The sequence below is a fragment of the Telluria mixta genome (genome assembly GCF_029223865.1).
GTDB lineage: Bacteria > Pseudomonadota > Gammaproteobacteria > Burkholderiales > Burkholderiaceae_D > Telluria > Telluria mixta.
Map to the genome: position 1 here is coordinate 7,226,341 of NZ_CP119520.1, position 26,292 is coordinate 7,252,632.

The 26,292-nt window shown below is 67.5% G+C and carries 24 protein-coding genes; 16 read left to right on the forward strand and 8 right to left on the reverse strand.

All coding sequences use genetic code 11. From position 1 onward, the window contains the following. The first annotated feature begins 5 nt into the window (after positions 1-5). The 9 genes from P0M04_RS31745 (at position 6) to P0M04_RS31785 (ending at position 8,462) form a co-directional block, all read left to right on the forward strand. Positions 6-974, forward strand: a complete 969-nt coding sequence (locus P0M04_RS31745; RefSeq protein ID WP_259452518.1) for an alpha/beta fold hydrolase — start codon at positions 6-8, stop codon at positions 972-974. 10 nt (positions 975-984) lie between these two features. After that, a complete protein-coding gene (locus tag P0M04_RS31750; RefSeq protein WP_259452517.1) occupies positions 985-2,181 on the forward strand; it encodes a substrate-binding domain-containing protein in 1,197 nt (398 codons plus the stop codon). A 1-nt stretch (position 2,182) separates the two neighbouring features. Continuing rightward, on the forward strand, positions 2,183-2,944 hold the full coding sequence (locus P0M04_RS31755; protein ID WP_259452516.1) for an ABC transporter ATP-binding protein: 762 nt from the start codon (positions 2,183-2,185) through the stop codon (positions 2,942-2,944). A 22-nt stretch (positions 2,945-2,966) separates the two neighbouring features. Next, positions 2,967-3,692, forward strand: a complete 726-nt coding sequence (locus P0M04_RS31760; RefSeq protein WP_259452515.1) for an ABC transporter ATP-binding protein — start codon at positions 2,967-2,969, stop codon at positions 3,690-3,692. Between the two features lie 11 nt (positions 3,693-3,703). Then, positions 3,704-4,723: a branched-chain amino acid ABC transporter permease gene (locus P0M04_RS31765; protein ID WP_259452514.1), complete on the forward strand. Its 1,020-nt coding sequence runs from the start codon at positions 3,704-3,706 to the stop codon at positions 4,721-4,723. Between the two features lies 1 nt (position 4,724). Continuing rightward, positions 4,725-5,795 carry a branched-chain amino acid ABC transporter permease gene (locus P0M04_RS31770; protein WP_259452513.1) on the forward strand — a complete coding sequence of 357 codons (1,071 nt, stop codon included), beginning with the start codon at positions 4,725-4,727 and terminating at the stop codon, positions 5,793-5,795. Between the two features lie 169 nt (positions 5,796-5,964). Then, the gene (locus P0M04_RS31775; RefSeq protein WP_259452512.1) at positions 5,965-6,627 is read left to right on the forward strand and encodes a choice-of-anchor J family PEP-CTERM protein; all 663 of its coding nucleotides are present in this window, start codon (positions 5,965-5,967) and stop codon (positions 6,625-6,627) included. 13 nt (positions 6,628-6,640) lie between these two features. Then, positions 6,641-7,018, forward strand: a complete 378-nt coding sequence (locus P0M04_RS31780; RefSeq protein WP_259452511.1) for a post-PEP-CTERM-1 domain-containing protein — start codon at positions 6,641-6,643, stop codon at positions 7,016-7,018. Continuing rightward, complete coding sequence (locus P0M04_RS31785) at positions 7,005-8,462, forward strand: PA domain-containing protein (protein ID WP_259452510.1); 1,458 nt, start codon at positions 7,005-7,007, stop codon at positions 8,460-8,462. Before P0M04_RS31780 ends, P0M04_RS31785 begins: the two co-directional genes overlap by 14 nt. 2 nt (positions 8,463-8,464) lie before the next feature. On the opposite strand, the gene P0M04_RS31790 is transcribed toward P0M04_RS31785, so the two are convergent. Both P0M04_RS31790 and ppa read right to left on the reverse strand, forming a co-directional pair. Beyond that, positions 8,465-10,180, reverse strand: a complete 1,716-nt coding sequence (locus P0M04_RS31790) for a DUF4214 domain-containing protein (RefSeq protein ID WP_259452509.1) — start codon at positions 10,178-10,180, stop codon at positions 8,465-8,467. Between the two features lie 88 nt (positions 10,181-10,268). Then, positions 10,269-10,805, reverse strand: a complete 537-nt coding sequence (ppa, locus tag P0M04_RS31795; protein ID WP_259452508.1) for an inorganic diphosphatase — start codon at positions 10,803-10,805, stop codon at positions 10,269-10,271. A gap of 265 nt (positions 10,806-11,070) precedes the next feature. Here ppa and P0M04_RS31800 point away from each other — a divergent pair, with 265 nt between their 5' ends. Next, positions 11,071-11,262 (forward strand): hypothetical protein, encoded by a 192-nt coding sequence (locus P0M04_RS31800; RefSeq protein WP_259452507.1) that lies wholly within the window; start codon positions 11,071-11,073, stop codon positions 11,260-11,262. A gap of 3 nt (positions 11,263-11,265) precedes the next feature. Here P0M04_RS31800 and P0M04_RS31805 read toward each other — a convergent pair whose 3' ends face one another. The 4 genes from P0M04_RS31805 to hemC are packed head-to-tail and all read right to left on the reverse strand — an operon-like array spanning position 11,266 to position 15,296. Then, entirely contained in the window at positions 11,266-12,432 is a 1,167-nt protein-coding gene (locus P0M04_RS31805; protein WP_281042233.1) for a heme biosynthesis protein HemY, read from the reverse strand. 44 nt (positions 12,433-12,476) lie between these two features. Next, on the reverse strand, positions 12,477-13,631 hold the full coding sequence (locus P0M04_RS31810; RefSeq protein ID WP_259452505.1) for a uroporphyrinogen-III C-methyltransferase: 1,155 nt from the start codon (positions 13,629-13,631) through the stop codon (positions 12,477-12,479). After that, positions 13,628-14,398 carry a uroporphyrinogen-III synthase gene (locus P0M04_RS31815; protein ID WP_259452504.1) on the reverse strand — a complete coding sequence of 257 codons (771 nt, stop codon included), beginning with the start codon at positions 14,396-14,398 and terminating at the stop codon, positions 13,628-13,630. Before P0M04_RS31815 ends, P0M04_RS31810 begins: the two co-directional genes overlap by 4 nt. After that, positions 14,391-15,296 carry a hydroxymethylbilane synthase gene (gene hemC, locus P0M04_RS31820; RefSeq protein WP_281042467.1) on the reverse strand — a complete coding sequence of 302 codons (906 nt, stop codon included), beginning with the start codon at positions 15,294-15,296 and terminating at the stop codon, positions 14,391-14,393. The genes P0M04_RS31815 and hemC overlap by 8 nt, the downstream gene beginning before the upstream one ends. Positions 15,297-15,520: 224 nt before the next feature. On the opposite strand from hemC, the gene ppc reads away from it, so the two are divergent. Continuing rightward, positions 15,521-18,331, forward strand: a complete 2,811-nt coding sequence (gene ppc, locus P0M04_RS31825) for a phosphoenolpyruvate carboxylase (RefSeq protein WP_259452578.1) — start codon at positions 15,521-15,523, stop codon at positions 18,329-18,331. Positions 18,332-18,376: 45 nt separating this feature from the next. On the opposite strand, the gene P0M04_RS31830 is transcribed toward ppc, so the two are convergent. Together P0M04_RS31830 and rpoD are read right to left on the reverse strand one after the other, a co-directional pair. Continuing rightward, the gene (locus P0M04_RS31830) at positions 18,377-19,189 is read right to left on the reverse strand and encodes a transporter (protein ID WP_259452502.1); all 813 of its coding nucleotides are present in this window, start codon (positions 19,187-19,189) and stop codon (positions 18,377-18,379) included. Between the two features lie 146 nt (positions 19,190-19,335). After that, positions 19,336-22,062, reverse strand: coding sequence for an RNA polymerase sigma factor RpoD (gene rpoD, locus P0M04_RS31835; RefSeq protein WP_259452501.1), 2,727 nt, complete (start codon positions 22,060-22,062; stop codon positions 19,336-19,338). Between the two features lie 589 nt (positions 22,063-22,651). Here rpoD and P0M04_RS31840 point away from each other — a divergent pair. The 5 genes from P0M04_RS31840 (at position 22,652) to P0M04_RS31860 (ending at position 26,292) form a co-directional block, all read left to right on the forward strand. Continuing rightward, positions 22,652-23,155: a ProQ/FINO family protein gene (locus P0M04_RS31840; protein ID WP_371877393.1), complete on the forward strand. Its 504-nt coding sequence runs from the start codon at positions 22,652-22,654 to the stop codon at positions 23,153-23,155. A 13-nt stretch (positions 23,156-23,168) separates the two neighbouring features. Next, on the forward strand, positions 23,169-23,846 hold the full coding sequence (locus P0M04_RS31845) for a 3'-5' exonuclease (RefSeq protein WP_259452499.1): 678 nt from the start codon (positions 23,169-23,171) through the stop codon (positions 23,844-23,846). Position 23,847: 1 nt separating this feature from the next. Further along, a complete protein-coding gene (locus tag P0M04_RS31850) occupies positions 23,848-24,213 on the forward strand; it encodes a c-type cytochrome (RefSeq protein WP_259452498.1) in 366 nt (121 codons plus the stop codon). An 85-nt stretch (positions 24,214-24,298) separates the two neighbouring features. Next, positions 24,299-25,024, forward strand: coding sequence for a c-type cytochrome (locus P0M04_RS31855; RefSeq protein WP_259452497.1), 726 nt, complete (start codon positions 24,299-24,301; stop codon positions 25,022-25,024). Next, positions 25,021-26,292 carry a cytochrome c gene (locus P0M04_RS31860; RefSeq protein WP_259452496.1) on the forward strand — a complete coding sequence of 424 codons (1,272 nt, stop codon included), beginning with the start codon at positions 25,021-25,023 and terminating at the stop codon, positions 26,290-26,292. Before P0M04_RS31855 ends, P0M04_RS31860 begins: the two co-directional genes overlap by 4 nt.

Here is a 26,292-nt window from a genome sequence, read left to right on the forward strand (position 1 = left end):
ACCGCGTGGCCAGCCCGCCCGGCCACGCGCCCCGCACCGGCATCCGCCGCACCACCGACATCGAACGACAGGATATCGCCAGCGTGGCCAACTACACTTCCATCCGCTATACGAGCAACGACGGCCTCGCGCTGCATGCGCGGGACTACCCGGCGGCCGGCGCACCGGCGGCGGACGCCGACCGGAACCGCCTGCCCGTGATCTGCATCCACGGATTGACCCGCAACGCATCCGACTTCGACGAGTTCGCACCGATCGTCGCGCGCCAGGGCCGCCGCGTGCTGGCGCTCGACGTGCGCGGACGCGGCGAGTCGCAGCGCGATCCGAACCCCGACAACTACACGCCGGGCGTGTACGCCGAGGACGTCGCCCGGTTCATGGCAGGCCTGAACATCCCGCGCGCCGTCTTCGTCGGCACGTCGATGGGCGGCCTGATCACGATGACCCTGGCCGCGAAGCACATCGACCTGATCGCCGCCGCGGTGATCAACGACATCGGCCCCGTGATCTCGGAAAAAGGGCTGGCGCGCATCGCCGGCTACGCGGGCAGGACGGCCGCCGTGGACTCGTGGGCCGATGCCGCCGGATGCATCCGCGACATCAACGCCTGCGCCTTCCCGGACAACGTCGATGCCGACTGGGACAAATGGGCGCGCCGCGCCTTCGCCCCGGACGCCGCCGGCCGCCTGGCGCCACGCTACGACCCGAACATTGCGATCGCGCTGCAAACCGGTAAACTCAGGCCGACGTCGCTGCCGCTGCGGATGGCGTTCCGCAAGCTCACGCAGGAACGCCCCGTATTGCTCGTGCGCGGCACGCTGTCGGACCTGCTCGAAGAACGCCAGGCCGCATGGATGCGGCGCGCGGCGCCGACGATGACCTGCGTGGAAGTCCCGAACGTGGGCCATGCGCCGATGCTGACGGAGCCCGTCGCGCTGGACGCCATCCTCAAGTTCCTGGCCACCGTGCCCTAAAGGAGACAACATGAATCGAATGATCAAACCCCTGCCCCTGGCCCTGTTCGCCGCCTTCGCCCTGACGGCGACCGGCTCCGCCCTGGCCGCCCCCGACCTGAAAGTCGCCCTCATCGCCGGCAAGACGGGCCAGCTGGAATCCTATGCTAAGGAAACGGAGACCGGCTTCATGCTGGGCCTCGAATACCTCACCGGCGGCAAGATGGAAATCAACGGCCGCAAGCTGAAGGTGATCGTCAAGGACGACCAGGGCAAGCCCGACCTCTCGCGCACCCTGCTGGCGGAGGCATACGGCGACGACAAGGCCGACATCGCCGTGGGCACGACGTCGTCCGGCGCCGCGCTCGCGATGCTGCCCGTCGCGAAGGAATACAAGAAGGTGCTGATCGTCGAACCGGCCGTGGCCGACGAGATCACGGGCGCCAAGTGGAACAAGTACATCTTCCGCACCGCCCGCAATTCGATGCAGGACGCGCTGGCCGCGGCGTCGACGCTGAAGAACGGCAGCGTGGCGTTCCTCGCGCAGGATTATGCGTTCGGCCGCGACGCCATCAAGGCCGGCAAGGAAGCGCTGGCCGCCACGGGCAGCAAGGCGAACGTCGTGCACGAGGAATACGCGCCGGCCGCCGCGACCGACTTCACGGCCCCCACGCAGCGGCTGTTCGATGCATTGAAAGACAAACCACAGCCGCGCGTGCTGGCCATCGTCTGGGCCGGCCCGAACCCGATGAACAAGATCGCGGACATGAAGCCGGAACGCTACGGCATCTCGCTCGCCCCTGGCGGCAACATCCTGCCCGTGATGAAGACGTGGAAGGCGTACGCCGGCACGGAAGGCACGATCAATTACTACTACGGCTTCCCGAAGAACAAGATGAACGACTGGCTCGTGGCCGAGCACACGAAGCGCTTCAAGGCGCCGCCCGACATGTTCACGGCGGGCGGCATGGCAGCAGCAGCGGCCGTCGTCGCGGCGCTGCAGAAAGTCCCGTCCGGGAACGGCGACCAGATGGTCACCGCGCTGGAAGGCGCGTCGTTCGAGACGCCGAAGGGTACGATGACCTTCCGCAAGGAAGACCACCAGGCGCTGCAGCCGATGTACCACTTCCGCATCAAGAAGGACCAGAAGAGCGAATGGGACCTGCTGGAACTGGTGCGCGAAATCCCGGCCAGCGAGCTGCCGCTGCCCGTCCGGAACAAACGCTGATATGGCCACGCCTTCGCTCTTCACGCGCGACCTGACGATCCGCTTCGGCGGCCACGTGGCCGTCAACGCGGTGACGGCCGAGTTCTACCCGGGCACGCTGACCGTGATCGTGGGCCCGAACGGCGCCGGCAAGACGACGTACTTCAACCTGATCTCCGGCCAGTTGCCCGCGACGTCCGGCAGCGTGTTCGTGGGCGGCCAGGACGTCACCCGGCTCGGTCCCGCGCGCCGCACGCGCCTGGGCGTGGGCCGTGCGTTCCAGCTGACGAATCTGTTCCCGCATTTGACCGTGCTGGAAAACGTGAGGCTGGCCGTGCAGAGCCGCGCGGGCATCGGCATGAGCATGCTGTCGCTGTGGTTCGGCCACAAGGAAGTCATCCAGCGCGCCGAACACTACCTTGAGCGCGTGTCGATGATCGGAAAACGCGCCGCCTACGTCGGCACGCTGTCGCACGGCGACCAGCGCAAGCTGGAGGTGGCGATCCTGCTCGCGCTGGAGCCGGCTATCCTGATGTTCGACGAACCCACGGCCGGCATGAGCGTGGACGAGGTGCCCGTGGTGCTCGACCTGATCCACCAGGTCAAGGCCGAGCGCAACAGGACTGTCCTGCTCGTCGAGCACAAGATGGACGTCGTGCGCGCGCTGGCCGACCGCATCGTCGTGCTGCACAACGGCACGCTGGTGGCGGATGGTGAGCCGGCCGAGGTGATGCAATCGAAAATCGTGCAGGAGGCCTATCTTGGCACCCCCGAACCCGCATGACACGCTGAGAACGAAGCTGCCCATGACCGAACCCATCCTGACGCTGTCCGGCGTCCACACCCACATCGGCCAGTACCACATCCTGCAGGGCGTCGACCTCGTGGTCCCGCGCGGCGGCCTGGCCGTGCTGCTTGGCCGCAACGGCGCCGGCAAGACGACCACCTTGCGCACCATCATGGGCCTGTGGAAGGCCAGCCGCGGGACGATCACGTTCGACGGCCGCGACATCACGAAGCTGTCCACACCGGACATCGCCCGCGCCGGCATCGCCTACGTCCCGGAAAGCATGGCCGTGTTTTCCGAACTCACGGTGCGCGAGAACCTGTATCTCGCCGCGCGCAACGGCCCGCTGGACGCGGCGCGCGTGGACTGGATCTGCGGCTTCTTCCCCGCGCTGAAGAAATTCTGGAACTACCCGGCGGGCAACCTGTCGGGCGGCCAGAAGCAGATGGTGGCCATCGCCCGCGCGATCGTCGAGCCGAAGAAGCTGCTGCTCGTGGACGAGCCGACCAAGGGCCTGGCACCCGCCATCGTGCAAAGCCTGATGGCGGCGTTCCGCGACCTCAAGGACACGAGCACGACCATCCTGCTCGTCGAACAGAATTTCAACTTCGTGCGCACGCTCGGTGACAGCGTGGGCGTCATGGACGACGGCCGTGTCGTCCACGCGGGCCTGATGCACGACCTGGCGCACGACGACGCCCTGCAGCAGCGCCTGCTCGGCCTGTCGCTCGACTCCCATCAATGAACGAGACAACGATGAGTGCAACCCTCCCAATTGCCCAGGCGGATGCCCCGCTGCCGGCGGCACGGCGCGACATCGCCCCGCTGCTGCTCGTGCCAGCCGTCGTGCTGGCGGCGCTGCCCTTCATGAGCTTCCCGACCTGGATCACCCTGACGGTGGCCGGGCTCGCGATGGGCATGATGATTTTTATTATGGCCAGCGGCCTCACGCTGGTGTTCGGCCTGATGAGCGTGCTGAACTTCGGCCACGGCGCGTTCGTCTCCGTCGGCGCGTTCACCGCGACGTTCGTGCTGCTGCCGATGCGCGGCTGGCTCGAGATGGATTCGCTGCTCGCCAACCTCGGCGTACTGGGCCTCGCGGTGCTCCTCGCGATGGTCGTCACGGCGCTGCTCGGCTGGGCGTTCGAACGGGTCGTCATCATGCCCGTGTACGGCCAGCATCTGAAGCAGATCCTGATCACGATGGGCGGCATGATCGTGTCCGAACAACTCATCAACGTGATCTGGGGCGCCGAGCAGATCGCCCTGCCGCTGCCGGCCGCGCTGCGCGGCGCCGTGTTCCTGGGCGAGGCGGCCATCGAGAAATACCGGCTGCTGGCGGTCGTCGTCGGCGTCGTCGTGTTCGCCACGATGTTCCTCACCCTGAACCGCACGAAGATCGGCCTCCTGATCCGCGCCGGCGTCGAGAACGGTGAGATGGTCGAGGCGCTGGGCTACCGCATCCGCCGCCTGTTCGTGGGCGTCTTCGCGGCAGGCTCCGCGCTGGCGGGCCTCGGCGGCGTCATGTGGGGCCTGTACAAGGAGACGCTCGTGGCGCACATGGGCAGCGAGATCATGGTGCTGACGTTCATCGTCATCATCATCGGCGGCCTGGGTTCCGTCGGCGGCTGCTTCATCGGCTCCCTGCTGATCGCGCTCGTCGCCAACTATGCCGGCTTCCTCGCGCCGAAGGTGGCGCTCGTCTCGAACATCGTGCTGATGATCGCCGTCCTCCTGTGGCGCCCGGCCGGCCTGTACACGAAAGGACGTCACTGACATGCTGATCAAGCTTCTTTCCGGCGACCTGCCGCGCAGCCGCGCGCTGACCGCCCTCCTCGTCGTCATCCTGCTCGGCCTGCTGTTCGCGCCGTTCCTCTTTTCCGGTGCGCGCCCGCTGAACACGGCGGCCACGATCTGCGTCTACATCGTGCTCGTCGCCTCGTACGACCTGCTGCTGGGCTATACGGGCATCGTGTCGTTCGCCCACACGATGTTCTACGGCATCGGCGCGTACGGCGTCGGCATCGCATTGTCGAGCGTGGACGAGCCGACGTGGGGCGCCATCGTCACGGGGCTCGCCGGCGCGCTGGCATTGACCGTCGTGCTGGCCTTCGTCATCGGCCTGTTCGCCCTGCGCGTGCGCGCCATCTTCTACGCGATGATCACGCTGGCCGTCGCGTCGTCGTTCTCCGTGCTCGCGTCGCAGCTGTCCGACTTCACGGGCGGCGAGGACGGCCGCACGTTCAGCGTGCCGGACGTCCTGTCGCCGGGCTTCACGCTGATGGAGAACGAGGTGTTCGGGCGCAGCGTCGACGGCAAGCTGATCACGTATTACCTCGTGTTCGCGGGCTGCCTCGTGCTGTTCCTGTTCCTGCTGCGGCTCGTGAACTCGCCGTTCGGCCGCGTGCTGCAGGCGATCCGCGAGAACGAATTCCGCGCCGAGGCGCTCGGCTACCGCACGGTCGTCTACCGCATCTGGGCCAACGTGCTGGGCGCCGTCGTCGCCGCGCTGGCGGGCGCGCTGATGGCCTTGTGGCTGCGCTACGTGGGCCCGAAGACGAGCCTCGGCTTCGAAGTCATGACGGACATCCTGCTCATCGTCGTCATCGGCGGCATGGGCACGATGTATGGCGCCGTCGTGGGCGCGACCCTGTTCATCCTTGCGCAGAACTATCTCAAGACGCTGATGGGCCAGGCATCCGAGATGCTGTCCGGCATCCCGCTGCTGGCCGCCGCGCTGCATCCGGACCGCTGGATGCTGTGGCTCGGCGTGCTGTTCATCCTCTCCATCTACTTCTTCCCGATCGGCATCGTCGGCAAGCTGCGTCTGCGCCGCCTCGCACGCTGATGTTCATCCGCCGGAGGGCCGTCGCTGCCCTCCGGTCCCGTCTCGCGCCCCGTCGCGGCCCGCCCGTCGATACCCTGGTCTTGTCCAGCCGGTTCGTTAGCTGAAAATCAAGAGTCGTTGTCATCCGACTCATAAGATGAGCCCATTCATATTCCGTGAAAGGGCGTCCATGAAACCCGTAAAAACCTTGCTGGCGACAGCCGCGCTGTCGCTGGCCGCAGTGGGCGCGACGACCGCGCGCGCGGCCGGGGTCGAAGTGCTCAACGAAGGATTCGACGACGTGGCCGGCCTCGCCGGATGGGCGCAGGTCAACCGCAGCGTCCCGGCCGGCGACGCCTGGTTCCAAGGCAACCCGGCGCTGTTCCCGGCCCAGTCCGGCGCGCCCGGCGCCTATGCGGCCGTGAACTTCCTCAGCGCCGCGAACGGCAGCGGCAGCGTCGACAACTGGCTCATCACGCCGGTGCTCGACCTGTCCGGCACCACCGTGCTGAACTTTTATACGCGGCACGACACGCAGCCCGGCTTCAACGACCTGCTCGAAGTACGCTACGCGGCAGGCACCGGCACCGACATGGCCGACTTCACGACCCTGCTGACGACGGTCGGCGGCACGGCCGGCTACCCGACGGACTGGCAGCAATTCACGGCCACTGTCACGAACAGCGGCAACGGCCGCTTCGCATTCCGCTACCTGGGTCCGGCCGATACCCTGAACTATGTCGGCCTCGATACGGTCTCGGTCGTAACGGCGGTGCCGGAGCCGGCCCACTGGATGATGCTGGCGCTGGGCCTGGGCATGATCACCCTGCTGCGCCGCCGGCCGCACCTTTGAACGGGAGGAAGCCATGTCCAAGGAAAAACTGCTCACCATCGGCACGCTGGCCGCCCTGTGCGTGCTGGCCGCCTTTTCGATACACGCCAAGGCCGCCGGCCAGGAAGGCATGGTCGTCGTGCGCGACCCGCAGACCGGTCAATTGCGGGCGCCGACGGCCGACGAGTTGAAGGAATTGCGCGCGAAAACACCCGCCACCGCCGGCCTCGCCGCGCCCCGCACGCCTGCCACGATCACCCGCGGCGACGGCTCGCGCGGCGTGCGCCTCGGCGAAAAAGGCATGGTCTACGACGTCGTCACGCGCGGGCCCGACGGCAAGCTGACGCACGAATGCGTGCAGGGCGAGGACCTCGATCACAACCACGGGGAGTCGAAGCATGAGAGCCGCTGATACGTCGCGCCTGCAACGGGCAGCCGGTGCCCTCGCCTGCATCGCCGCCGCCTGTGCGTTTACCTTCGGCGCGGCCGCCCCGGCACGGGCCGCGGCCACCATCGTGATCGTGAACCAGAACGAGCCCGGCACGGGCTTCAACGACCCGACCCCGGTCGCGCCCGTCGGCGGCAACACCGGCACCACGCTCGGCCAGCAGCGCCTGAATGCGTTCCAGCGCGCGGCCGACATCTGGGGCGCGACGCTCACGAGCAGCGTGCCGATCCGCATCGGCGCGTCGTTCGTGCCGCTGGCCTGCACGGCAACGAGCGCCGTCCTCGGCTCGGCCGGCGCCAACGAGATCTGGAACGACTTCCCGAACGCGCCGCGCGCCGGGACGTGGTATCCGGGCGCGCTGGCCAGCAAGCTCGCGGGCCAGGACATCTCGTCGCCGGGCGAGCCGCACATCATCGCCCATTTCAACGCGCGCCTCGGCCTGTTCCCCGACTGCCTGCCCGGCTCCGGCTTCTACCTCGGCCTCGACAACAACTTCGGCGAGCAGATCGATCTCGTCACGGTCCTGCTGCACGAATTCGCGCACGGGCTCGGCTTCCAGACGTTCACGAACCACGAGACGGGCGCCGAGATACAAGGCATGCCGTCGATCTGGGATTACTACCTGCTGGACAACCGCACCGGCAAGCTGTGGGTGGAAATGACGGACGCCGAGCGCGCCGCGTCGGCCGTGACGTGGCGCGGGCTGTCCTGGAACGGGCCCATCGTGACGGCCGCCGTGCCGCAGGTGCTGGTCCCGGTCTCGAACCTGGGTGTCGGCGGCACCGCCGCCGGCACGGCCGCGGGCAACTACGCGGTGGGCGATGCGGCGTTCGGCCCGCCGCTGTCCAATCCGCCCGTCGCCGGCCAGCTGATGCCCGTCGTCGACCAGCCCGCCGGCACCGGCCTGGCCTGCGATCCGCTGAACGCGGTGAACAGCCTCGCCGTGCGCGGCAATATCGCCCTCGTGGACCGCGGCACGTGCGACTTCGTCACCAAGGCGCGCAACGTGCAGGCGGCCGGCGCGCTGGGCATGGTCGTGGCGGACAACCAGCCGGGCGACGTCGCCGGCATGAGCGGCAACGATGCGGGCATTACGATCCCGTCCGTGCGCGTCACGCAGGCCGACGGCATCCGGCTGAAGGCAGCGCTGCAGCGCCGCTCGCGCACGCAGTCGGGCGTCGTGGCCAGCCTCGGCCTCGACACGACGCGGCTGGCCGGCACGGACAACGCGGGCCGCATCCTGATGTACACGCCGACCGCGTACTCGCCGGGCTCGACCGTGTCACACTACACGACGGAGGCCAAGCCGAACCAGCTGATGGAGCCGGCGATCAACACCGACCTGCCGCACGAGGTCACGCCGCCGCGCGACCTGACGTATCCGCTGCTGCGCGACATCGGGTGGTGAACTCAACCGTAGGGCTTGTACTCGATGCCGTTGGCCAGCACCCCGACGAGCGCCGCCTGGTTTTCGTGGCTTTCGCTGAAGCCGGCCAGCGCCTCGGCGACGGTGCTGAGCTTCTTGTCCAGCTGACCGGTCCACCAGTCGATGCCGGCGGCCTCGCCGGGGCGATGCAGGATGTTCTCGTAGAATTTTTCGACGAGTTCGCGATGGGTCGGCTTTGCGCCATACCGGTCGGCGAACTCGGCCGAATCGACGAAGCCCTGGGCCACCGCGTTCAGCGACACGCCCTTGTCCATCATCGCCATCCAGAAGCCGAGGCCGCCCTCGTCGGGCGCACGCGCGAAGGCCGCCTGGAAGATGCGGTAGGCCTGGCCGGCCGTGCCGGCGATGTCCAGCGCGACGTCGACGTCGGCGAAATGAAGGCGTTCGACACCCGCCAGCCGGTCGGTGCCGTCGCTGCCGGCCCTGGCCTGTACGGTCCACGTGCCGTCGGCTCCTGCCGAGATCGCGTAGGCGTCGTGGCGGGCCGCGTAGACGGCCGTGTCCACGCCCGTGCCGCCATCGATCACGTCGTTGCCCGCGCCGCCCGTCAGGCGGTCGTTGCCGCCCTGGCCGGACAGCTTATCCGCGCTGTCGGTGCCCGCCAGCACATCCGCGCCCGCGCCACCGGTGAGCACAGCGCCCGCTGCGATGGTCGCCATCTTCAGCGTCCCTTCCGTGATGTATTCCGGATGCACGACGCTGGGCACCTGGTACACGATCGTGCCGTTGCCCAGCGCCTCGGGCCACGCTTGGCCGCCGGGTGCCACCGGCTGGGTGACGCCGCCCGTTTCCATGTCCATCACCAGTGCCGTCGCCGTACTGCCCAGGGAATATTGATGACTGACCGGGTCGGCGCTGAAGGCGACGAACCGGCCATCCGGCGACATCAGATCGTGGTGGTAGTTCGGATCCCAGTACGTCCCCGACACCTGCTGCACCACCTTCACGTCCCCGGTCAGCATGTCCTTGCGCACGAGCGCGATGTCCGTGCCGGCATCCGCCGCGTACAGCACGTAGCGCCCGTCGGCGGAGATGGCTGCCGTCGTGTGGCCGGCGTCGTCGTGCGCATCGGCAAGGACCTGGCTCGTGCCGTTCGCCAGGTTCACGACGCGCAGCCCGTCGTCGCCGACCAACAGCGACTTGCCGTCGCCGGACAACTGCACCTGGTGGACGTTGGCCTGGTTGTCCAGCCGGATCACGACCTGCTTCGTCTGGACGTCCTGCACGACGATGCTCCTGGGTGTGAAATCGCTGTCGCCTGGCCGCAGCGAGTACGCGACGAGACGCCCATCGCCCGACATGCTCAGGCTGTCGTAGTAAACTGGCGCCGAACCCGCCAACTGCACCGTCGCGCCTGTGGCCAGGTCCTTGACGGCGACGCCGGTCTGGCCCGTGCCGTCCGCGTTGTAGACCCAGCTGCGGTAGGCCACGCGCATGCCGTCGGCCGAGATCGTGGGCATGTCGGCGCCCGACAGGCCGGGGCCGTGCGGCCCGCTGACCATCTGGAGCTGTCCGGTCTGCGTATCCACGCGGAACACGTCGAGCGTTCCCTCGGCCACGAGATTGGCCTGCTCCAGCGCGAAGTAATTGGCGAAGACGATGTAGCGGCCGTCGGCCGAGATGGAGACGTGCAGCGGCCAGGTATGGTCGACGCGGGGTATCAGGGTGGAGGTCGTCATGAATGAATGGTGAGCAAAAAATGAAACCGGCCGCCCGCAGGCGACCGGTCAACATCCGATGCATGCGGGCGGCGCGCCCGCACGGGGCTTACTCTGCCTTGGACTCGTGGTTTTTCACGCCGGCCAGGATCTCTTCCTTGGCCGCGTCCGGGCCTTCCCAGCCTTCGACCTTGACCCACTTGCCCTTTTCCAGGTCCTTGTAGTGCTCGAAGAAGTGCTGGATCTGGCGCAGGGTCAGTTCCTGGACGTCTTCGACCTTTTGCAGGTGCGAGTAGATCGGCAGGATTTTTTCGACCGGCACGGCCAGGATCTTCGAGTCGCCGCCGGCTTCGTCCGTCATCTTCAGCACGCCCAGTGCGCGGCAACGCACGACGACGCCCGGGATCAGCGCGAACGGCGTGATCACCAGCACGTCGCACGGGTCGCCGTCGTCGGCGATCGTGTTCGGGATGTAGCCGTAGTTGCACGGATAGTGCATGGCGGTACCCATGAAGCGGTCGACGAAGATCGCGCCGGATTCCTTGTCCACTTCGTACTTGATCGGGTCGGCGTTCATCGGGATTTCGATGACGACGTTGAAGTCGTTCGGCACATCGCGGCCGGCGTTGACGTTATTCAGGCTCATGGATAGTCCTTGGTTGCTGGGGAAACAATAAAAGGTCGATTATAACGAATCGCCTTGGGCTTGTGCGCCGCACAAGGTCGCAGGGGCACCGAAAAGCCGCCTGTTGGTCCGCGCCCCACACACGTGAGCGGGTTGTTGGCACCGCACCGACTCGGCAGGCCACTACAGCCCGTCGTCTCCCCTTGCCGCGGGGTTGGCACGCCTTCTGCTGTATGGACATAGCCGGGCAGCCGCTTCGCGCACTCACCAACCCGAGGGGAACAGCATGAACATCCAGAAACACATGGAAGCCATCTTCATCACCACGCTGGCGATCGTCGGCGCCGGATCCATCGTCATCGACCGCCTGCCGGATGCCCGGGCGACGCCGGCCGTCCCGGTCGCGAACAATATCGGGACGCCGGGTCACATGGCCGTGATCATCGTGCGCGGCAAGCGGGAAGCAAAGCGCGCGTGACGGTCACAGCACCGTCGCCAGCGCGCACAGGCGGTAGTGCCGGTCGGCGTCTTCGCGCTGGCCCAGGGCCTCGTGCAGCTGCGCCAGTTTCAGGTGGGCGTCGCGCACCATGTGCGGCTCGGTGGCGTCGGACAGCGCCTGCTCCAGGTAGCGCTGCGCCTTGCCCCACAGTTTCTGGCGCAGGCACAGGGAACCCAGGGTCAATTCCAGTTCCGGATCGTTCGGATGCGCCCGCAGCCAGGTCTCGCAATTTTCGATCTGCGCCAGCAGCGTGGCCGAGCCTTCCGGACCGGCCGCCTCGCGGTAGGCGCGCACGACGCGCTCGTCCCAGCCGGCCTTCAGGGCATCCTCGACGATGCCGCGGGCCTCGTCGTGCAGGCCGCGCGCATTCAGGGCGGCCGCGGCGCGGGCCGCGATGTACGGTTTCACGCGGTCGCCGGCCGGGACGGTGCTCCACACGCGGCGGATCGACTCCGCGTCGTGGCCGCCTTCGGACAGCAGCGCGTCGTACGCCAGCTCGCGCAGGCGCGCGGACAGCGCGGGATGCAAGGCGTTGCGCTTGTCCAGGATGCGCACGAGACGCAGCACCTCGGGCCAGTTGCGCGCCTGCTGGTTGGCCTTCATGGCCCATTGCAGCGCGTGGATGTGGCGCTGGCCGCTGGCGTTCAGTTCCGCGACGGCTTCCAGCGCGCCTTCCGGCTTGTGGTCGTCGACGAGCAGTTCCGTGACCGTCATCAGGCGCGCCGTCTTGAGGGACTGGTCGTGCACGATGCCGGCGAGCCAGGCGTCGCGGCGTGCCGGTTCGCGCATGCGGTGCGCGGCACGGGCGCCGATCAGCGCGGCGAGGCCGGCGTTCTCGGGCAGGTCGGCGGCGCGCATGGCGGCCTTCTCGGCATGGCCGAAACGGCCTTCGAACAAGGCTTTCAACGCTTCGCGCAGGCCGCGGTTCGCTTCGCGTTCACGCTTGCGGTAGCGGTACTGCGCCACGCGCTCGGGCATGCCCAGGGTGGCACGCACGGCGCGCACCAGCCCGTACAGCAGCAGGAACAGCAGGAACGCCAGCACGACGAACAGGTTCAGCGACAGGTCGATCCGGTGCGGCGGGTAGAAAAAGACGACGTTGCCGGGATTGAAGCGCGCGGTCACGGCGATGCCGATGGCCGCGGCCATCAAGGCGACTAACCAGAGTAATAAACGCATCGTTCAGGCCCGCTTCACGGCTTCGATTTGTAATTGCGCACGGCGTTCAGGCTCTCCGACAAGTCGGGCACGTCGATGGTGACGTTGTTGGCCTGGACCTGGCGCAGCAAGGCCTGCGCGGCTTGCGTCGAGCGTGCCTTCGTGTCGAAGTACTTCACGAGCTGCTGCTGTGCGGTATTCAGGTCGTCGCGGAACGTGCCTTCGTTGCGCGACAGCAGCGCCAGGCGCGCGTTCAGCAGGCGCAGCTTGAGGTTTTCGCGCACGAAATACGATTCGCTCGGCGACAGCATCAGCGCATCCGGATTGTCGACCGTGCGCACGCGGATCAGTTGCCGGATGTCGTCCCACATCTCGTGGCTCCAGTTGCGCCACGTTTCCAACATGCGCTGGCCCAGCGTCCGGTCGGCCGGCGCCGCCGTTTTACCGGCCACAGGCGTCGAGTTCACGCGTGACGGCGCGATCGGCTCGGCCGGCTTTTCGTCGGACAGCAGCGGCAGGTTGTCGATCTGCGAGATGACGTTGTCGAGGCGCAGCGCGATGCCGGGCTGGTCGACGGACGGCAGCGCCTTCAGCTTTTCGATGTCGCGCGCAATGGCGCGGCGGATCGTGATGAATTGCGGCTTGTCGGAGCGCGACAGGGAGCGGTCGGCGTTCTGCAGCGCGATCAGCGCGCCCTGCACGTTGCCGGCCAGCTGCAGCTGCTGGCTCGCGGTGGACAGCACCTGCTCGATCTCCGAGAGCGCCCATTCGTCGCGGTTCTTCGAGATGTCCTGGTACATCTGCTCGAGCGCGGCCTGCTGGCTCTGCGCCTCGGTCTGGCGGTTTTCCAGGACGCCGACCTTGACCTGCAGATCCTTGGCCGTTTCCCGGATCTCGCGCACGGCCTGCGCCGTCTCGGCGTTCGAGGCATTGTCCTTTTGGAGTGTTCGCGCGACATCCTCGCGCAGCTTGTTGAATCGGCTGTGCGTGGACCACGTCTGGAGGGCGAGCAGGACGGCCAGCGCGAGGATGGCGACATTCTGCGGCTTCTGCAGTAGCCCGCCGACCCTGGTACCTTCGGGAACGCGGGGCTCGCCCGGGCCCGCCGGCGCCGGCGTCACATAGCTTTCCGGCGGAACGACCGGACCGCCCATGTTTGGTTTTTCTGGATTGTTGGGCAATTCGTTCATGCTCGTGATTGTAACGCGGCAAGCAGCCGCTCGTCGCCGGACCCCGTGAGCGTCACAGCGGTGAAACCGAGTGCAGAGGCCGTTTCCGCGATGCGGGCATGCGGAACGATCAGGCGCTGCCGTTGCAGATTTGCCACACTTGCCCCACCGTCAAGCTGCCCGACGAGGCCGGCCAGACCCCGCAGGGCTTCCGAGCTCGTGATTATCCAGTCGTTCGGGCCTGCCAGCAAGGCGCGTAACGACGCAGCGAGGTCCGGCGTCAGGCCGGGGACGGCGCGGCGGTAGGCGGCCACGGTCTCGACATCGACGCCGGCCGCGCGCAAGGCATCCGGCAACACTTCGCGGCCCGTCTCGCCGCGCACGACGAGCACCTTGCGGCCCGCCAGCGCGGCCAGGTCGAGCGCCTGCAGCAGGTGTTCGGAATCGCTGCGGGCCGGGTCGACCGGCACGTACACGCGATAATCGTCGCCGGCAATGCCGTACCGGGCCAGCGCGGCGCGGCTGCCCTCGCCCACGACGGCGAGCGCCACCTCGGGCGGCCATTGTTCGATATGAGCGAACGCGGCATCGACCGCGTTCGGCGACACGAACGCCACCAGCGCGTAATCGCGCAATCGGGCGAGCGCAGCGCGCAGCGGGGCCTCGTCCGTCAGCGGAGAAATTTCCAGCAATGGCAAGATCAGCGGTGTGCGGCCGAGTGCCGCCACCGCGCGGGCCAGCGGCTCGGCCTGCTGGCGCGGACGGGTGATGACGACCGCGTCAGGCATCGCCCGCGGCGGTCGCCTTGCACTCGGCCAGGATCCCGGCGGCATCCTGCGCAGCCAGCTTCTGCGCCACCTGCTCGCCCACGGCTTCCGGCAACGCGGCCGGGCCGCTGGCGTCCGCGAAGGCGCTGCGGCGGCCATCCGGCGTGGCGACCATGGCGCGCAGGTGCAGGGTGTCGCCGTCGACGGTCGCGTGCGCCGCCAGCGGGATCTGGCAGCTGCCGCCGAACACTTGCGAGACTTTACGTTCGGCCTGCACGGCCTGCGCCGTGTGCGTGTGGTTCAGCGGCGCCAGCAGCGCGCGGACGTCGAAGCCGGCGGCATTGCCGGACAGGATCTCGATCGCCATCGCCCCTTGGCCTGCGGCCGGCAGGCTGTCTTCCGTCGACAGGTAGGCGCGGATGCGGCGCGTGAGACCCAGGCGCTTGAGGCCGGCGGCGGCGAGGATGATGGCGGCGTAGTCGCCACGGTCGAGCTTGCCCAGGCGCGTGTCGAGGTTGCCGCGCAGCGGCTTGATCACGAGTTGCGGGTAGCGCGCGGCGATCAGGGCCTGGCGGCGCAGGCTGCTCGTGCCGACGATGCTGCCGGCCGGCAACGCGGCCAGGCTGTCGAAATCGTTGGAGACGAAGGCGTCGCGCGGGTCTTCGCGTTCGAGGATGGCGGCCAACTCAAAGCCTTCCGGCAATTCCATCGGCACGTCCTTGAGGGAGTGCACGGCCAGGTGGGCGCGGCCGTCGGCCATCGCCACTTCCAGCTCTTTCACGAACAGGCCCTTGCCGCCCACCTTCGACAGCGTCTTGTCGAGAATCTGGTCGCCGCGCGTGGTCATGCCGAGAATGTCGATTTGGCACTGCGGATATAATGCTGCGAGCCGGTCGCGCACATGCGTGGCCTGCCACATGGCCAGCCGGCTTTCGCGCGATGCGATAATCAGTTGCGCGGGAACGTGCTGCGTCGTGTCGTTGGAGTTCAAAACGGTTTCTTTCACTAGCCCATGCTGAGACCACAAATTCTAGCATGGGCCCACCCGCAGGCCATGGCGAACCGCCACCGCGCCGCGCAGGAGCACTTTTGTAATACCGATTTCGTTGTATCTGTAGTTTCAACAATTCAACCATGGTCGATATGGACAATCCTGCTGCACTCAACTCCCAACCGCCCGGCAATGTCGACAAGGACGCGCCGCTGAAAGAAGACATCCGCCTGCTCGGCCGCCTCCTCGGCGACGTGCTGCGCGACCAGGAAGGCGAAGCCGTGTTCGACCTCGTCGAAACGATCCGCCAGACCGCCGTGCGCTTCCGTCGCGAAGACGACCAGGAAGCCGGCTCGGAACTCAAGACACTGCTGTCGACACTGTCGCGCGAAGAGACGAACTCCGTCGTGCGCGCCTTCTCGTACTTCTCGCACCTGGCCAACATCGCGGAAGACCAGCACCACATCCGCCGCCGCCGCGCCCACCTGCTGGCCGGCTCGAAGCCGCAGCCGTCCAGCGTCGCCTACGCCCTCACCCGCCTGAAGGACGCCGGCGTCGCGCAGGATACGGTCGAAGGCTTCCTCCGCGACGCGCTGATCGCGCCCGTGCTGACGGCGCACCCGACCGAAGTGCAGCGCAAATCGACGCTCGACGCCGAGCACGACATCGCGCGCCTGCTGGCCGAGCGTGACCTGCCGCTGACGCCGAAGGAACGCGCGCGCAACCTGCAGCTGCTGCAGGCCCGTATCGCGACGTTGTGGCAGACGCGCATGCTGCGCTACGAAAAACTGACGGTGGCGGACGAAATCGAAAACGCCCTGTCCTACTACCGCACCACGTTCCTGCGCGAACTGCCGGCCGTGTACGACGACGTCGAGGAAGAGATCGCGGCGCAGTACGGCGCGGCGGCCCACGGCCTCGACGACGCGGCGTACATGCAGATGGGCAGCTGGATCGGCGGCGACCGCGACGGCAACCCGAACGTCAACGCCGCGACGATGCAGCGCGCGCTCGTGCGCCATTCCACGACCATCTTCGATTTCTATCTCGACGAAGTGCACGCGCTGGGCGCGGAGCTGTCGCCGTCCACCCTGCTCGTGGCCGCGAGCCCCGCGCTGCTGGCGCTGGCCGACGCCTCGCCCGACCATTCTCCGCACCGCAGCGACGAACCGTACCGCCGCGCGCTGATCGGCGTCTACGCGCGTCTCGCGTCGACGGCGCGCGAGCTGGGCGCCACCAACATCCTGCGCAAGGAAGTGGGCCATGCGGACGCCTACCGCAATGCATCCGAATTCCGCGCCGAGCTGCAGGTGCTCGTCGATTCGCTGAACGAGAACCACGGTGCCATCCTCGCCGTGCCGCGCCTGAACGGCCTCGTACGCGCCGCGCGCATCTTCGGCTTCCACCTCGCCTCGCTCGACATGCGCCAGAGCTCCGACGTGCACGAGAAAGTGCTGGCCGAGCTGTTCGCGCGCGCCGGCGTGGAAAGCGATTACGCCGCGTTGGGCGAAGCCGCCAAGGTAAAACTGCTGCTGGACGAACTGGCGCAGCCGCGCCTGCTGTACACGCCGTACGAAAGCTATTCGGACGTCACGAATTCCGAACTGCAGATCCTGCGCACGGCGCGCGAGATCCGCAAGCGCTACGGCACGCGCGCGATCCGCAACTACATCATCTCGCACACGGAGGAGGTGTCCGACCTGCTGGAAGTCCTGCTGCTGCAAAAGGAAACGGGACTCTTCCGCCCCAGCGAGAAGAAGAGCGACGCGATGGTGATCCCGCTGTTCGAGACCATCCCCGACCTGCAGCGCGCGGCCGAGATCATGAACACGTGGATGGCGCTGCCGATCGTGGCCGACGTCATCGAGCACCAGGGCCGCCTGCAGGAAGTCATGCTGGGCTATTCGGACTCGAACAAGGATGGCGGCTTCCTGACGTCGAACTGGGAGCTGTACCAGGCGGAGCTGAAGCTGGTGAAGGTGTTCGCGGACGCGAACGTCAAGCTGCGCCTGTTCCACGGCCGCGGCGGCACGGTGGGCCGCGGCGGCGGCCCGAGCTACGACGCGATCCTCGCGCAGCCGCCGGGCACCGTGAACGGCCAGATCCGCCTGACGGAACAGGGCGAGATCATCTCGTCCAAGTTCAGCAATCCGGAAATCGGCCGTCGCAACCTGGAACTGCTCGTCGCCGCGACGCTGGAAGCGGGCCTGATGCCGCACGATGCCGACCGCGATCAGATCGAGCGCCTGTCCCGCTTCGAGCCCGTGATGGCCGAGCTGTCGCAGCGCGCGTACAAGGCCTACCGCGACCTCGTGTACGAAACGCCGGGCTTCACGGACTACTTCTTCGCCGCCACGCCGATCGCCGAGATCGCGGAACTGAACCTCGGCTCTCGCCCCGCGTCACGCAAGTCGACGCGCCGCATCGAAGACTTGCGCGCGATCCCCTGGGGCTTCTCGTGGGGGCAGTGCCGCCTGCTGCTGCCGGGGTGGTTCGGCTTCGGCGCGGCGGTCTCTGGCTGGCTCGCCGAGGGCAACCGCGACGAACGCCTGGCGCTGCTGCGCGAGATGGGCCAGCACTGGCCGTTCTTCGCCACGCTGCTGTCGAACATGGACATGGTGCTGGCCAAGACCGACCTCGCGCTCGCGTCGCGCTACGCGGAACTGGTACCGGATGCCGAACTGCGCGAGCGCATCTTCAAGCGCATCTCGGCCGAGTATGCGGAAACGCTGCGCTGCCTGGCGCTCGTCACCGGTACGGACGAACGCCTCGTGAACAACCCGCTGCTGGCGCGCTCGATCCAGAACCGCTTTGCCTATCTCGATCCGTTGAACCACCTGCAGGTCGAGCTGATCCAAAGGCATCGGTCGCTGTCGGCCGAGCAGAAGGTCGATGAGCGGGTGCATCGGGGGATTCACCTGTCGATCAACGGGGTCGCCGCGGGCCTGCGCAACACGGGCTGACGCCGTGTCGGCGTCGCCCCGTTTCCAGCGGGGCGACGCTGTCGTTCAGCGCCGGACCGATATGCCGAACGCCAGGCTCAGGTCCGGCGTATTCCGGTTCAACCCATGCACGACCATCGCATCGAGCATGCAATCGCGGTTCACGAGCCACGACACGCCGGCATCGGCCACCGCCTGCGTGCCGCCGTGCGCCGCGCGCGCGATCCGTGGGGCGGCCACTTCGACGAAACCGCGCAAGCGCTCGCTGAACGCCTTGCCCAGCGCCGCGGCGAACACGCCGTACGTGTAGTGCGCGCCGGCGCCGCTATTGCCTTCATCGCTGTCGCGCCCCACGCCCGGCATCACGCTCAGCGACCAGTCATGGCCGAGGTCCCAATCGGCCGGCAGCATCAACGAAGGCCGGAAACCCGTCCCGCGCAGTGCGCGGCTGCCTGTCGGCAGCGCGACGCCCGCGATCAGGCCGACGGACGGGCGCATGCCGTCCTGGTCGACGACATGCCATTTGACGCTCGCGGCGCTCTCCGCCCAGCCGGCGTCCACCGTGTGCACGCCCGTGTCCGGGTTGCTCGCATGCGCGATCGTGCGGCCTTCCGTCTCCAGCCGCAATTCCAGCGTGGGCGACAAGCCGATGCGCAGCATCGTGGGCATCGTCAGGGTGCGCACATGGGCATCCGGGTCGCGCTGACGGTCCCATTGCAGGCCGGCTTCGAGCTGCACGCGGTGCGCGCCCACCACCTGGCTGGACTCGGCGACGTCGGGGCGATCGGGGTTGATGATGTCATCGTCGGCGGCGCGCGCGGCCGGGAGGGCAAGGATGCCGGCCAGCAGGCAGGCGCATGAAAAGTGGCGGGTAGGCATCGGAAAATATTGATGAATACGGTTGCCGACAGTATGCCAAGGATGGCTCCGGCTGGACGCGCGCCAAGCCACTTCCTATCCAAATAGTAATAAAAACGCCGCGCGACCCTCGCGGGCGGCGCGGCGTTGCATCATGCCGGTACGTCTTACTGGTTCTGCAGGAACGTCTTGAGCTTGTCCGAACGCGACGGCTGGCGCAGCTTGCTCATCGCCTTCGCTTCGATCTGGCGGATACGCTCGCGGGTCACGTCGAACTGCTTGCCCACTTCTTCCAGCGTGTGGTCGTTCGACATCTCGACGCCGTAGCGCATGCGCAGGACCTTCGCTTCGCGCGGGGTCAGCGAGTCCAGCACTTCCTTGATCACGTTGCGCATCGACGCATGCATCGCGGCGTCCAGCGGGGCCAGGGTCGCGTTGTCCTCGATGAAGTCGCCCAGCTGCGAATCGCCGTCCTCGCCCATCGGGGTTTCCATCGAGATCGGTTCCTTCGCGATCTTCATGATCTCGCGGACCTTCGATTCCGGCATCTCCATCTTCGTCGCCAGGGTCGCCATGTCCGGCTCGGTGCCCGTTTCCTGCATGATCTGGCGCGAGATACGGTTCATCTTGTTGATCGTCTCGATCATGTGCACCGGCACGCGGATCGTGCGGGCCATGTCGGCGATCGAACGCGTGATCGCCTGGCGGATCCACCACGTCGCGTACGTCGAGAATTTATAGCCGCGACGGTACTCGAATTTATCGACAGCCTTCAGCAGGCCGATGTTGCCTTCCTGGATCAGGTCCAGGAATTGCAGGCCGCGGTTGATGTACTTCTTCGCGATCGAGATCACGAGACGCAGGTTGGCCACGGTCATTTCGCGCTTCGCCGTGCGGGCGCGCTTTTCGCCGGCCGCCATCTGGCGGTTGATGGTGCGCAGGTCCGCCAGCGGCAGCGCCACGCGCGCCTGCAGGTCGATCATGCGCTGCTGCAGTTCCAGGATCGCCGGGGCGTTACGTTTCAGCACGGCGCTGTACGGATACGCGCAGTCGACTTCGCGCTGCACCCATTCCAGGTCCGTCTCGTTGCCCGGGAAGACCTTGATGAAGTGGGCGCGCGGCATGCCGCAGCGGTTCACGCAGATATCGAGCACGGAACGTTCGATGGCGCGCACTTCGTCCATCTGGTGGCGCAAGGTGTCGCACAGCTTTTCCACGACCTTGGCCGTGAAGCGGATGCCCAGCAGTTCCGACGAGATCACTTCCTGAGCCGCCGTGTAGGCCGGCGAGCCGTAGCCCTGCGTCTTGAACGCGTGGCCCATCTTGTCGAACTGCTTCTCGATGATCGAGAACTTGTCCAGCGCGCCCTTTTTCAGCGCGGCCAGTTGCTCGGCCGAGTAGCCCGCCGCTGCGCTGCCGCCGGCACCGCCCTCGTCTTCCTCTTCCTCGACGTCTTCTTCTTCCTCGTCCTCGTCCTCGTCGCTCGCGCTGGTCACCGGCGCGGTGGCGGGGGCGCCCTCGTTGTGGTCGATCAGGCCGTCCACGACGTCATCGATCTTCAGCTCGTCCTTGGCGATCTTGTGCGACAGCGCGATGATCTCGGAGATCGTCACCGGGCACGCGGAGATCGCCTGCACCATGTCCTTCAGGCCGTCCTCGATGCGCTTGGCGATGGCGATCTCGCCTTCGCGCGTCAGCAGCGACACGGCACCCATTTCGCGCATGTACATGCGGACCGGATCGGTCGTGCGGCCGAAGTCGGAGTCGACGGTCGACAGTGCGGTCGCGGCCGCGGCTTCGACTTCGTCCTCGGAGGTCGCCGTGACGACCGCGTCCGACAGCAGCATCATTTCCGCTTCCGGCGCGCGCTCGTAGACGGCGATGCCCATGTCGTTGAACGTCGCGATGATGCCTTCGATCGCTTCCGGATCGATGATGTTTTCCGGCAGATGGTCGTTGATCTCCGCATGGGTCAGGTAGCCGCGCTCCTTGCCCATGTTGATCAGGTTCTTCAGCTGCTGGCGGCGCTTTTCCAATTCCTCGGCCGAGAAGCCTTCCGCCGCGCCGAACAGGGAGGCACCGCCCTTGGCCTTGCGCTCACGCAGTTTCGACGCGGCCTTCAGTTCGGCGCGCTCGACGGCGTTCAGCGCCGCGATCTCGTCGTTCTCCGGCACGAATTCGCTCGGCTTGCGGCCGCGGCGGCCCGGCACTTTCACCTGCGGCAGCAGGTAGCCGGACGTGTCGATCGCGGCCAGCGTGGCGGCGTCCGTCGTCGTGCTGACGGTGCCGGTCGGCTGGGTGGACGTCGTCGCGACGGACGGCTCGATGCGGCGCGCGGTGCGGGTGCGCACGACGCGGGCGGCCGGCTCAGCGGCGGCCGCAAGAACGGCTGCCGGCACTGCCGGTGCGGCGGCGACCGGTTCCGGTGCGGCCGGGGCAGCTTCGGGTGCGGCGTCGGCTTTCAGCGCGGCCAGGCGCGAGACGCGCTTCTTGACGATCACCGGCGGCGCGGCGGGCGCGGTCGGCGTCGGGATCGCGTCGTCCGCTTCGTCGAAGGCCACGGCGGCGACCGGGGCAATGACGGGTTCGGCGACGGGTTCGGCGACTTCGGCGACGTTGTCCGCTGCCTGCACGTCGGCGGCGACGGCCTCGGCCTGCGCTTCACCCGCGTCGGCGGCCTCGTCGAACTGCTCCGGCTGCAGACGCGACGCTTCCTCGGCCTGCACTGCCTTCAGCGACGCCAGGCGCGAACGCGTCTTCACCACCGTCACCTTGGCTGCCGCTTCCGTTTCGAGGAAATACGAGGTCGCGGTCTTCGGCACCGACAGCTGGGCCGTGCTCTTGGCCGGCGCTTTCTTCGCTGTCAGTGTCAGGGTCTTGGCGGTGTTTTTCATAAACTTTCTCCAGTCGAGGCGTGGCGCAGTGCCTGCGAAGTCAATAACCCACCGGGTCCGCGATGCGGTCCTTGTGGGCGGGGATGAGGGGGAAGGCCCTAGCTAGGGACGAAGGCCCGGATATCAAGCACTCCTGCCGCTGCCCGGCGGGCGCCCCGGACAGCCGGGATGGGCTGCGGCGCGCGTGCACAGTGGGTTCAAGCGGAACGGAACGTGGTCGAAATCGCGGGTTAGCATGTCGGAACGAAAAAAAGCCCGTCAGACAACGGGCTTGAATCTATTTTCCAGAGGAGAAATAGAGGAGACAGAGGCATTATGCCTTAAGGAAATGTTTAGCGATAATTGAAATATCCGATAATGGATATCACTCAGACGCATATTTCCTTTTCCTCTTCCCGACCCTGGATGCGTCGGCGCAAACCGCGCGCAAGGAAAGGGGCGGATCATACACGATTTCTCGCCCGCGCGCCGCTGCACATGCGTGAAATTACAGTCATCTGGTCAATAAAACGATCCGTTACATGGCTGAGCGGCACGCGCGCGGCGCGGCCATGCTATCCTTCCGCTTCCCGTTCTTACCATGAAGTCAATGAATACGATGAGTCCTGTCGCCGAGCTCCCCGAGGCCACCGAAAACGCCACCCACGCCACGCCCGACGCGCCTGCGAATGACGCGCCGGCTGCGGCCCCGGAAGCCGCCCAGTCGCCCCGCGCCCTGCTCAAGCAGCTGCAACAACAGTTCAAGGCCTTCCGCGACTGCCTGCCGCTGGCGATCGGCATCGACAAGCAGGTGCTGGCCCGCCTGCCCGACCTGAACCGCAAGACGATGCGCGCCGCCCTGGGCATCCACACGGGCTCGATGCGCTACCTGCGCGCAATGGAAAAAGCCACCGTGCGCTACGACCTCGACGGCAATCCGGGCGCCGAGGTGACGGACACCCACCGCCAGCACGCCAAGGAACTCCTGCAGGAACGCTTCAAGAAAGAAGCCGAGCGCAAGAAGGCCGAACGCGATGCCGCCGCGCAGGTGGAAGCCGACCGCAAGCGCCAGGAAAAGCTGCAGCAGCTGGCCTCCAAGTTCGCGAAACGCTGATCCGGCAGCACGGATGAGCGAGGCCGAGGACGCCCTCCCCCCTTACGAAGGCATCACCCTGGCCGACGTGCGCCTCGTGCGCACGCGCCAGGATGCGGACGGCGCGCTGGCCGCGCTGCTGGCGTCCGACGTCATCGGCTTCGACACCGAATCCAAGCCCACGTTCCAGAAGGGCGAGCAATCGACGGGGCCGCACCTCGTCCAGCTCGCCACCGACCAGCACGCCTATCTGTTCCAGATCGGCACGCTCAAGCCGCGCGCGCCGGATGCCGTCCCTGACATTCCGCCAGGCGTCGACGTGCTGCGCGCCGTGCTGGAATCGCCGTCGATATTAAAAGTCGGCTTCGGCCTCGGCGACGACCTGCGCCGCCTGCGTGCCAAACTCGGCATCGAGACGTGCAACGTGCTGGACCTGTCCACCGCCCTGCGCCGCGGCGAACGCAACGCGCTGGGCGCAAAGACGGCCGTCGCGCGCTTCTTCGGCAAGCGCCTGCAGAAGTCGCGCAAGATCACGACGACCAACTGGGCCTTGCCGCGCCTGTCCGACAAGCAGATCCTGTACGCGGCCGACGACGCCCACGTCGCCCTGCGCATCTACCGCCACTGGCGCGCGAATCCACCGCCGCCGCTGCCGCCAAAACCTGTCGCCGGCGGACCGCGGCGCGCCGCGCAGCCCAAGCCGCCCTCGTGACATGCGACGGGTGCTCGTCCTGCTGCTTCTGCTAGCGGGCTGCTCGCGCCACGAGGGTCCGGTCGACGGCGCCACCGTCTTCAAGCCGTGCGCATCCTGCCACCAGGTCGGCCCCAACGCGCGCGGCGGCTTCGGACCGCAACTGAATGGCCTGTTCGGCCGGCGCGCGGGCAGCACACCCGATTTCAAGTATTCCGATGCGATGAAAGCGTCCGGCATCGTGTGGGACGAGCGCACGCTGGCCGCCTACCTGCGCGATCCGGACAAGATGGTGCCGGGCACGAAGATGCGCTTCTGGGGCATCCACGACGAGCGCGAGATGGCCGCGCTGCTGGCGTATTTGCGTACGTTCCAGGACGCGCACTGACGTTATCGATTTCAAAAGATTGCGTGAAATTCAAGTCGACGCGGTATGATGCCGCTTGTACTGTCTCGTCGCCCCCAGGAACGTCATGCATTTGCGCCCCACCCTGCTGTTGCTGGCTGCCCTGCACGTTGGCCCGGCCTTTGGCCAGCAAGCCGTGCCGGATACGCTGGAACGCCGCGTGGCCGCATGCACGTCGTGCCACGGGAGTCCGTCCGCGCCGGCGCCGCTGCCGTCCGCAGGCCCGAACTACTACCCGCGCATCGCGGGCAAGCCCGCCGGCTATTTGTACAACCAGCTGCAGAACTTCCGCGCCGGGCGCCGCCAGTATCCGTTGATGACCTATATGGTCGAGCACATGTCCGACGACTACCTGCGCGAGATCGCGACGTGGTTCTCGACCCAGCACGTGCCCGCGCCCGTGCTGGCGCGCGCCGGCCTGCCGGCGGGCCAGCTGGAACGGGGGCACGAACTCGTCATGCGCGGCGATGCGACCCTCAAGGTGCCCGCCTGCATCGCGTGCCACGGCCAGCGCCTGACGGGCGCCCTGCCCGCTATCCCGGGTCTCCTGGGCCTGCCGCGCGACTACATCAACGCCCAGTTCGGCGCGTGGCGCAACGGCACCCGCCGTGCCCATGCGCCCGATTGCATGGCGACGATCGCCGGGCGCCTGTCGCTGGCGGACGTGGCCGCGATCTCGGGCTGGCTCGCGAGCGAGCCGGTGCCGGACGACGCCACGCCCGCGCCCGACGTGCCTCACCCGATGCCGCTCGAATGCGGCAGCAAGGTGGAGCAGAAGCGGGAGCGGCCATGAAGCGCATCGTCGTCCTGGTCCTCATCGTGGCGGCACTGGCCGCCGTATTCGTCGCGTGGCCGCGCGCCGAATTCATCCCGTCGCGCTCGCAGGCAGCGTGGGCGGCGACGCCGGCCAACATCGCCCGGGGCGCCTACCTCGCCCGCGCGGGCGACTGCATGGCCTGCCACACGGCGCGCGGCGGCACGCCGTACGCGGGCGGACGGGCACTGGCCACGCCGTTCGGCACCGTCTACGCCCCGAACATCACGCCGGACGCGCGGACGGGCATCGGCACCTGGACGGCGGACGACTTCTGGCACGCCCTGCACAACGGCATCGGGAAAGGCGGCCGGCTGCTGTACCCCGCCTTCCCGTACACGAACACGACGAAGGTCACGCGCGACGACGCCGACGCGCTGTACGCGTACCTGCGCAGCCTCGCGCCGGTCAGCCAGCCGAATCGCCTGCACACGCTGCGCTTCCCGTACGACCGGCAGATCGTGCTGGCCGGCTGGCGCCTGCTGTATTTCAAGCCGGGCGTGTACGCGCTGCAGCCGGCGAAAGGCGCCGCGTGGAACCGGGGCGCCTATCTCGTCGAAGGACTGGGCCACTGCGGCGCCTGCCACAGCCCGCGCAACGGCCTCGGCGCGACGGCCTCCCGGCTGTCCGGCGGCCACATCCCGTCAATCGGCTGGTACGCGCCCGCGCTGGACGCCGACAACGAAGCAGGCCTCGGCAACTGGGACCAGGCACACATTGTCCAACTGCTGCGCACGGGCGTCGCGCCGCGCGGCGCCGTGTTCGGACCGATGGCGGAAGTGGTGGGGCAAAGCCTGCAATACCTGACGGACGCGGATGCGGGCGCGATGGCGACCTACCTGAAATCGCTGCCGGCCGATCCGTCGCCGCGCCGCCCGTCCGACCCGCCGCCCGACGAGGTCATGAAGGCGGGCAGGAAGCTCTACGAGCACCACTGCGCGGACTGCCACGGCGCCGACGGCCGCGGCATGAGCGTCTCCGGCCACCCCGCGTATCCGCCGCTGGCGGGCAATGGTGCGCTGACGATGGAGGACCCGGTGAACGCCATCCGCATCGTGCTGAACGGCGGCTTCCCGCCCAGCACCGCCGGGAATCCGCGGCCGTTCGGCATGCCGCCCTACAGTCCCGTGCTGGACGATGCGGAAGTGGCGGCCGTCGTGACGTATGTGAGGAACAGCTGGGGCAATGCGGCACCGGCTGTCACGCCGTCGGAAGTCAACCGGTGGCGGGCGGTGCCGCTCGATTGA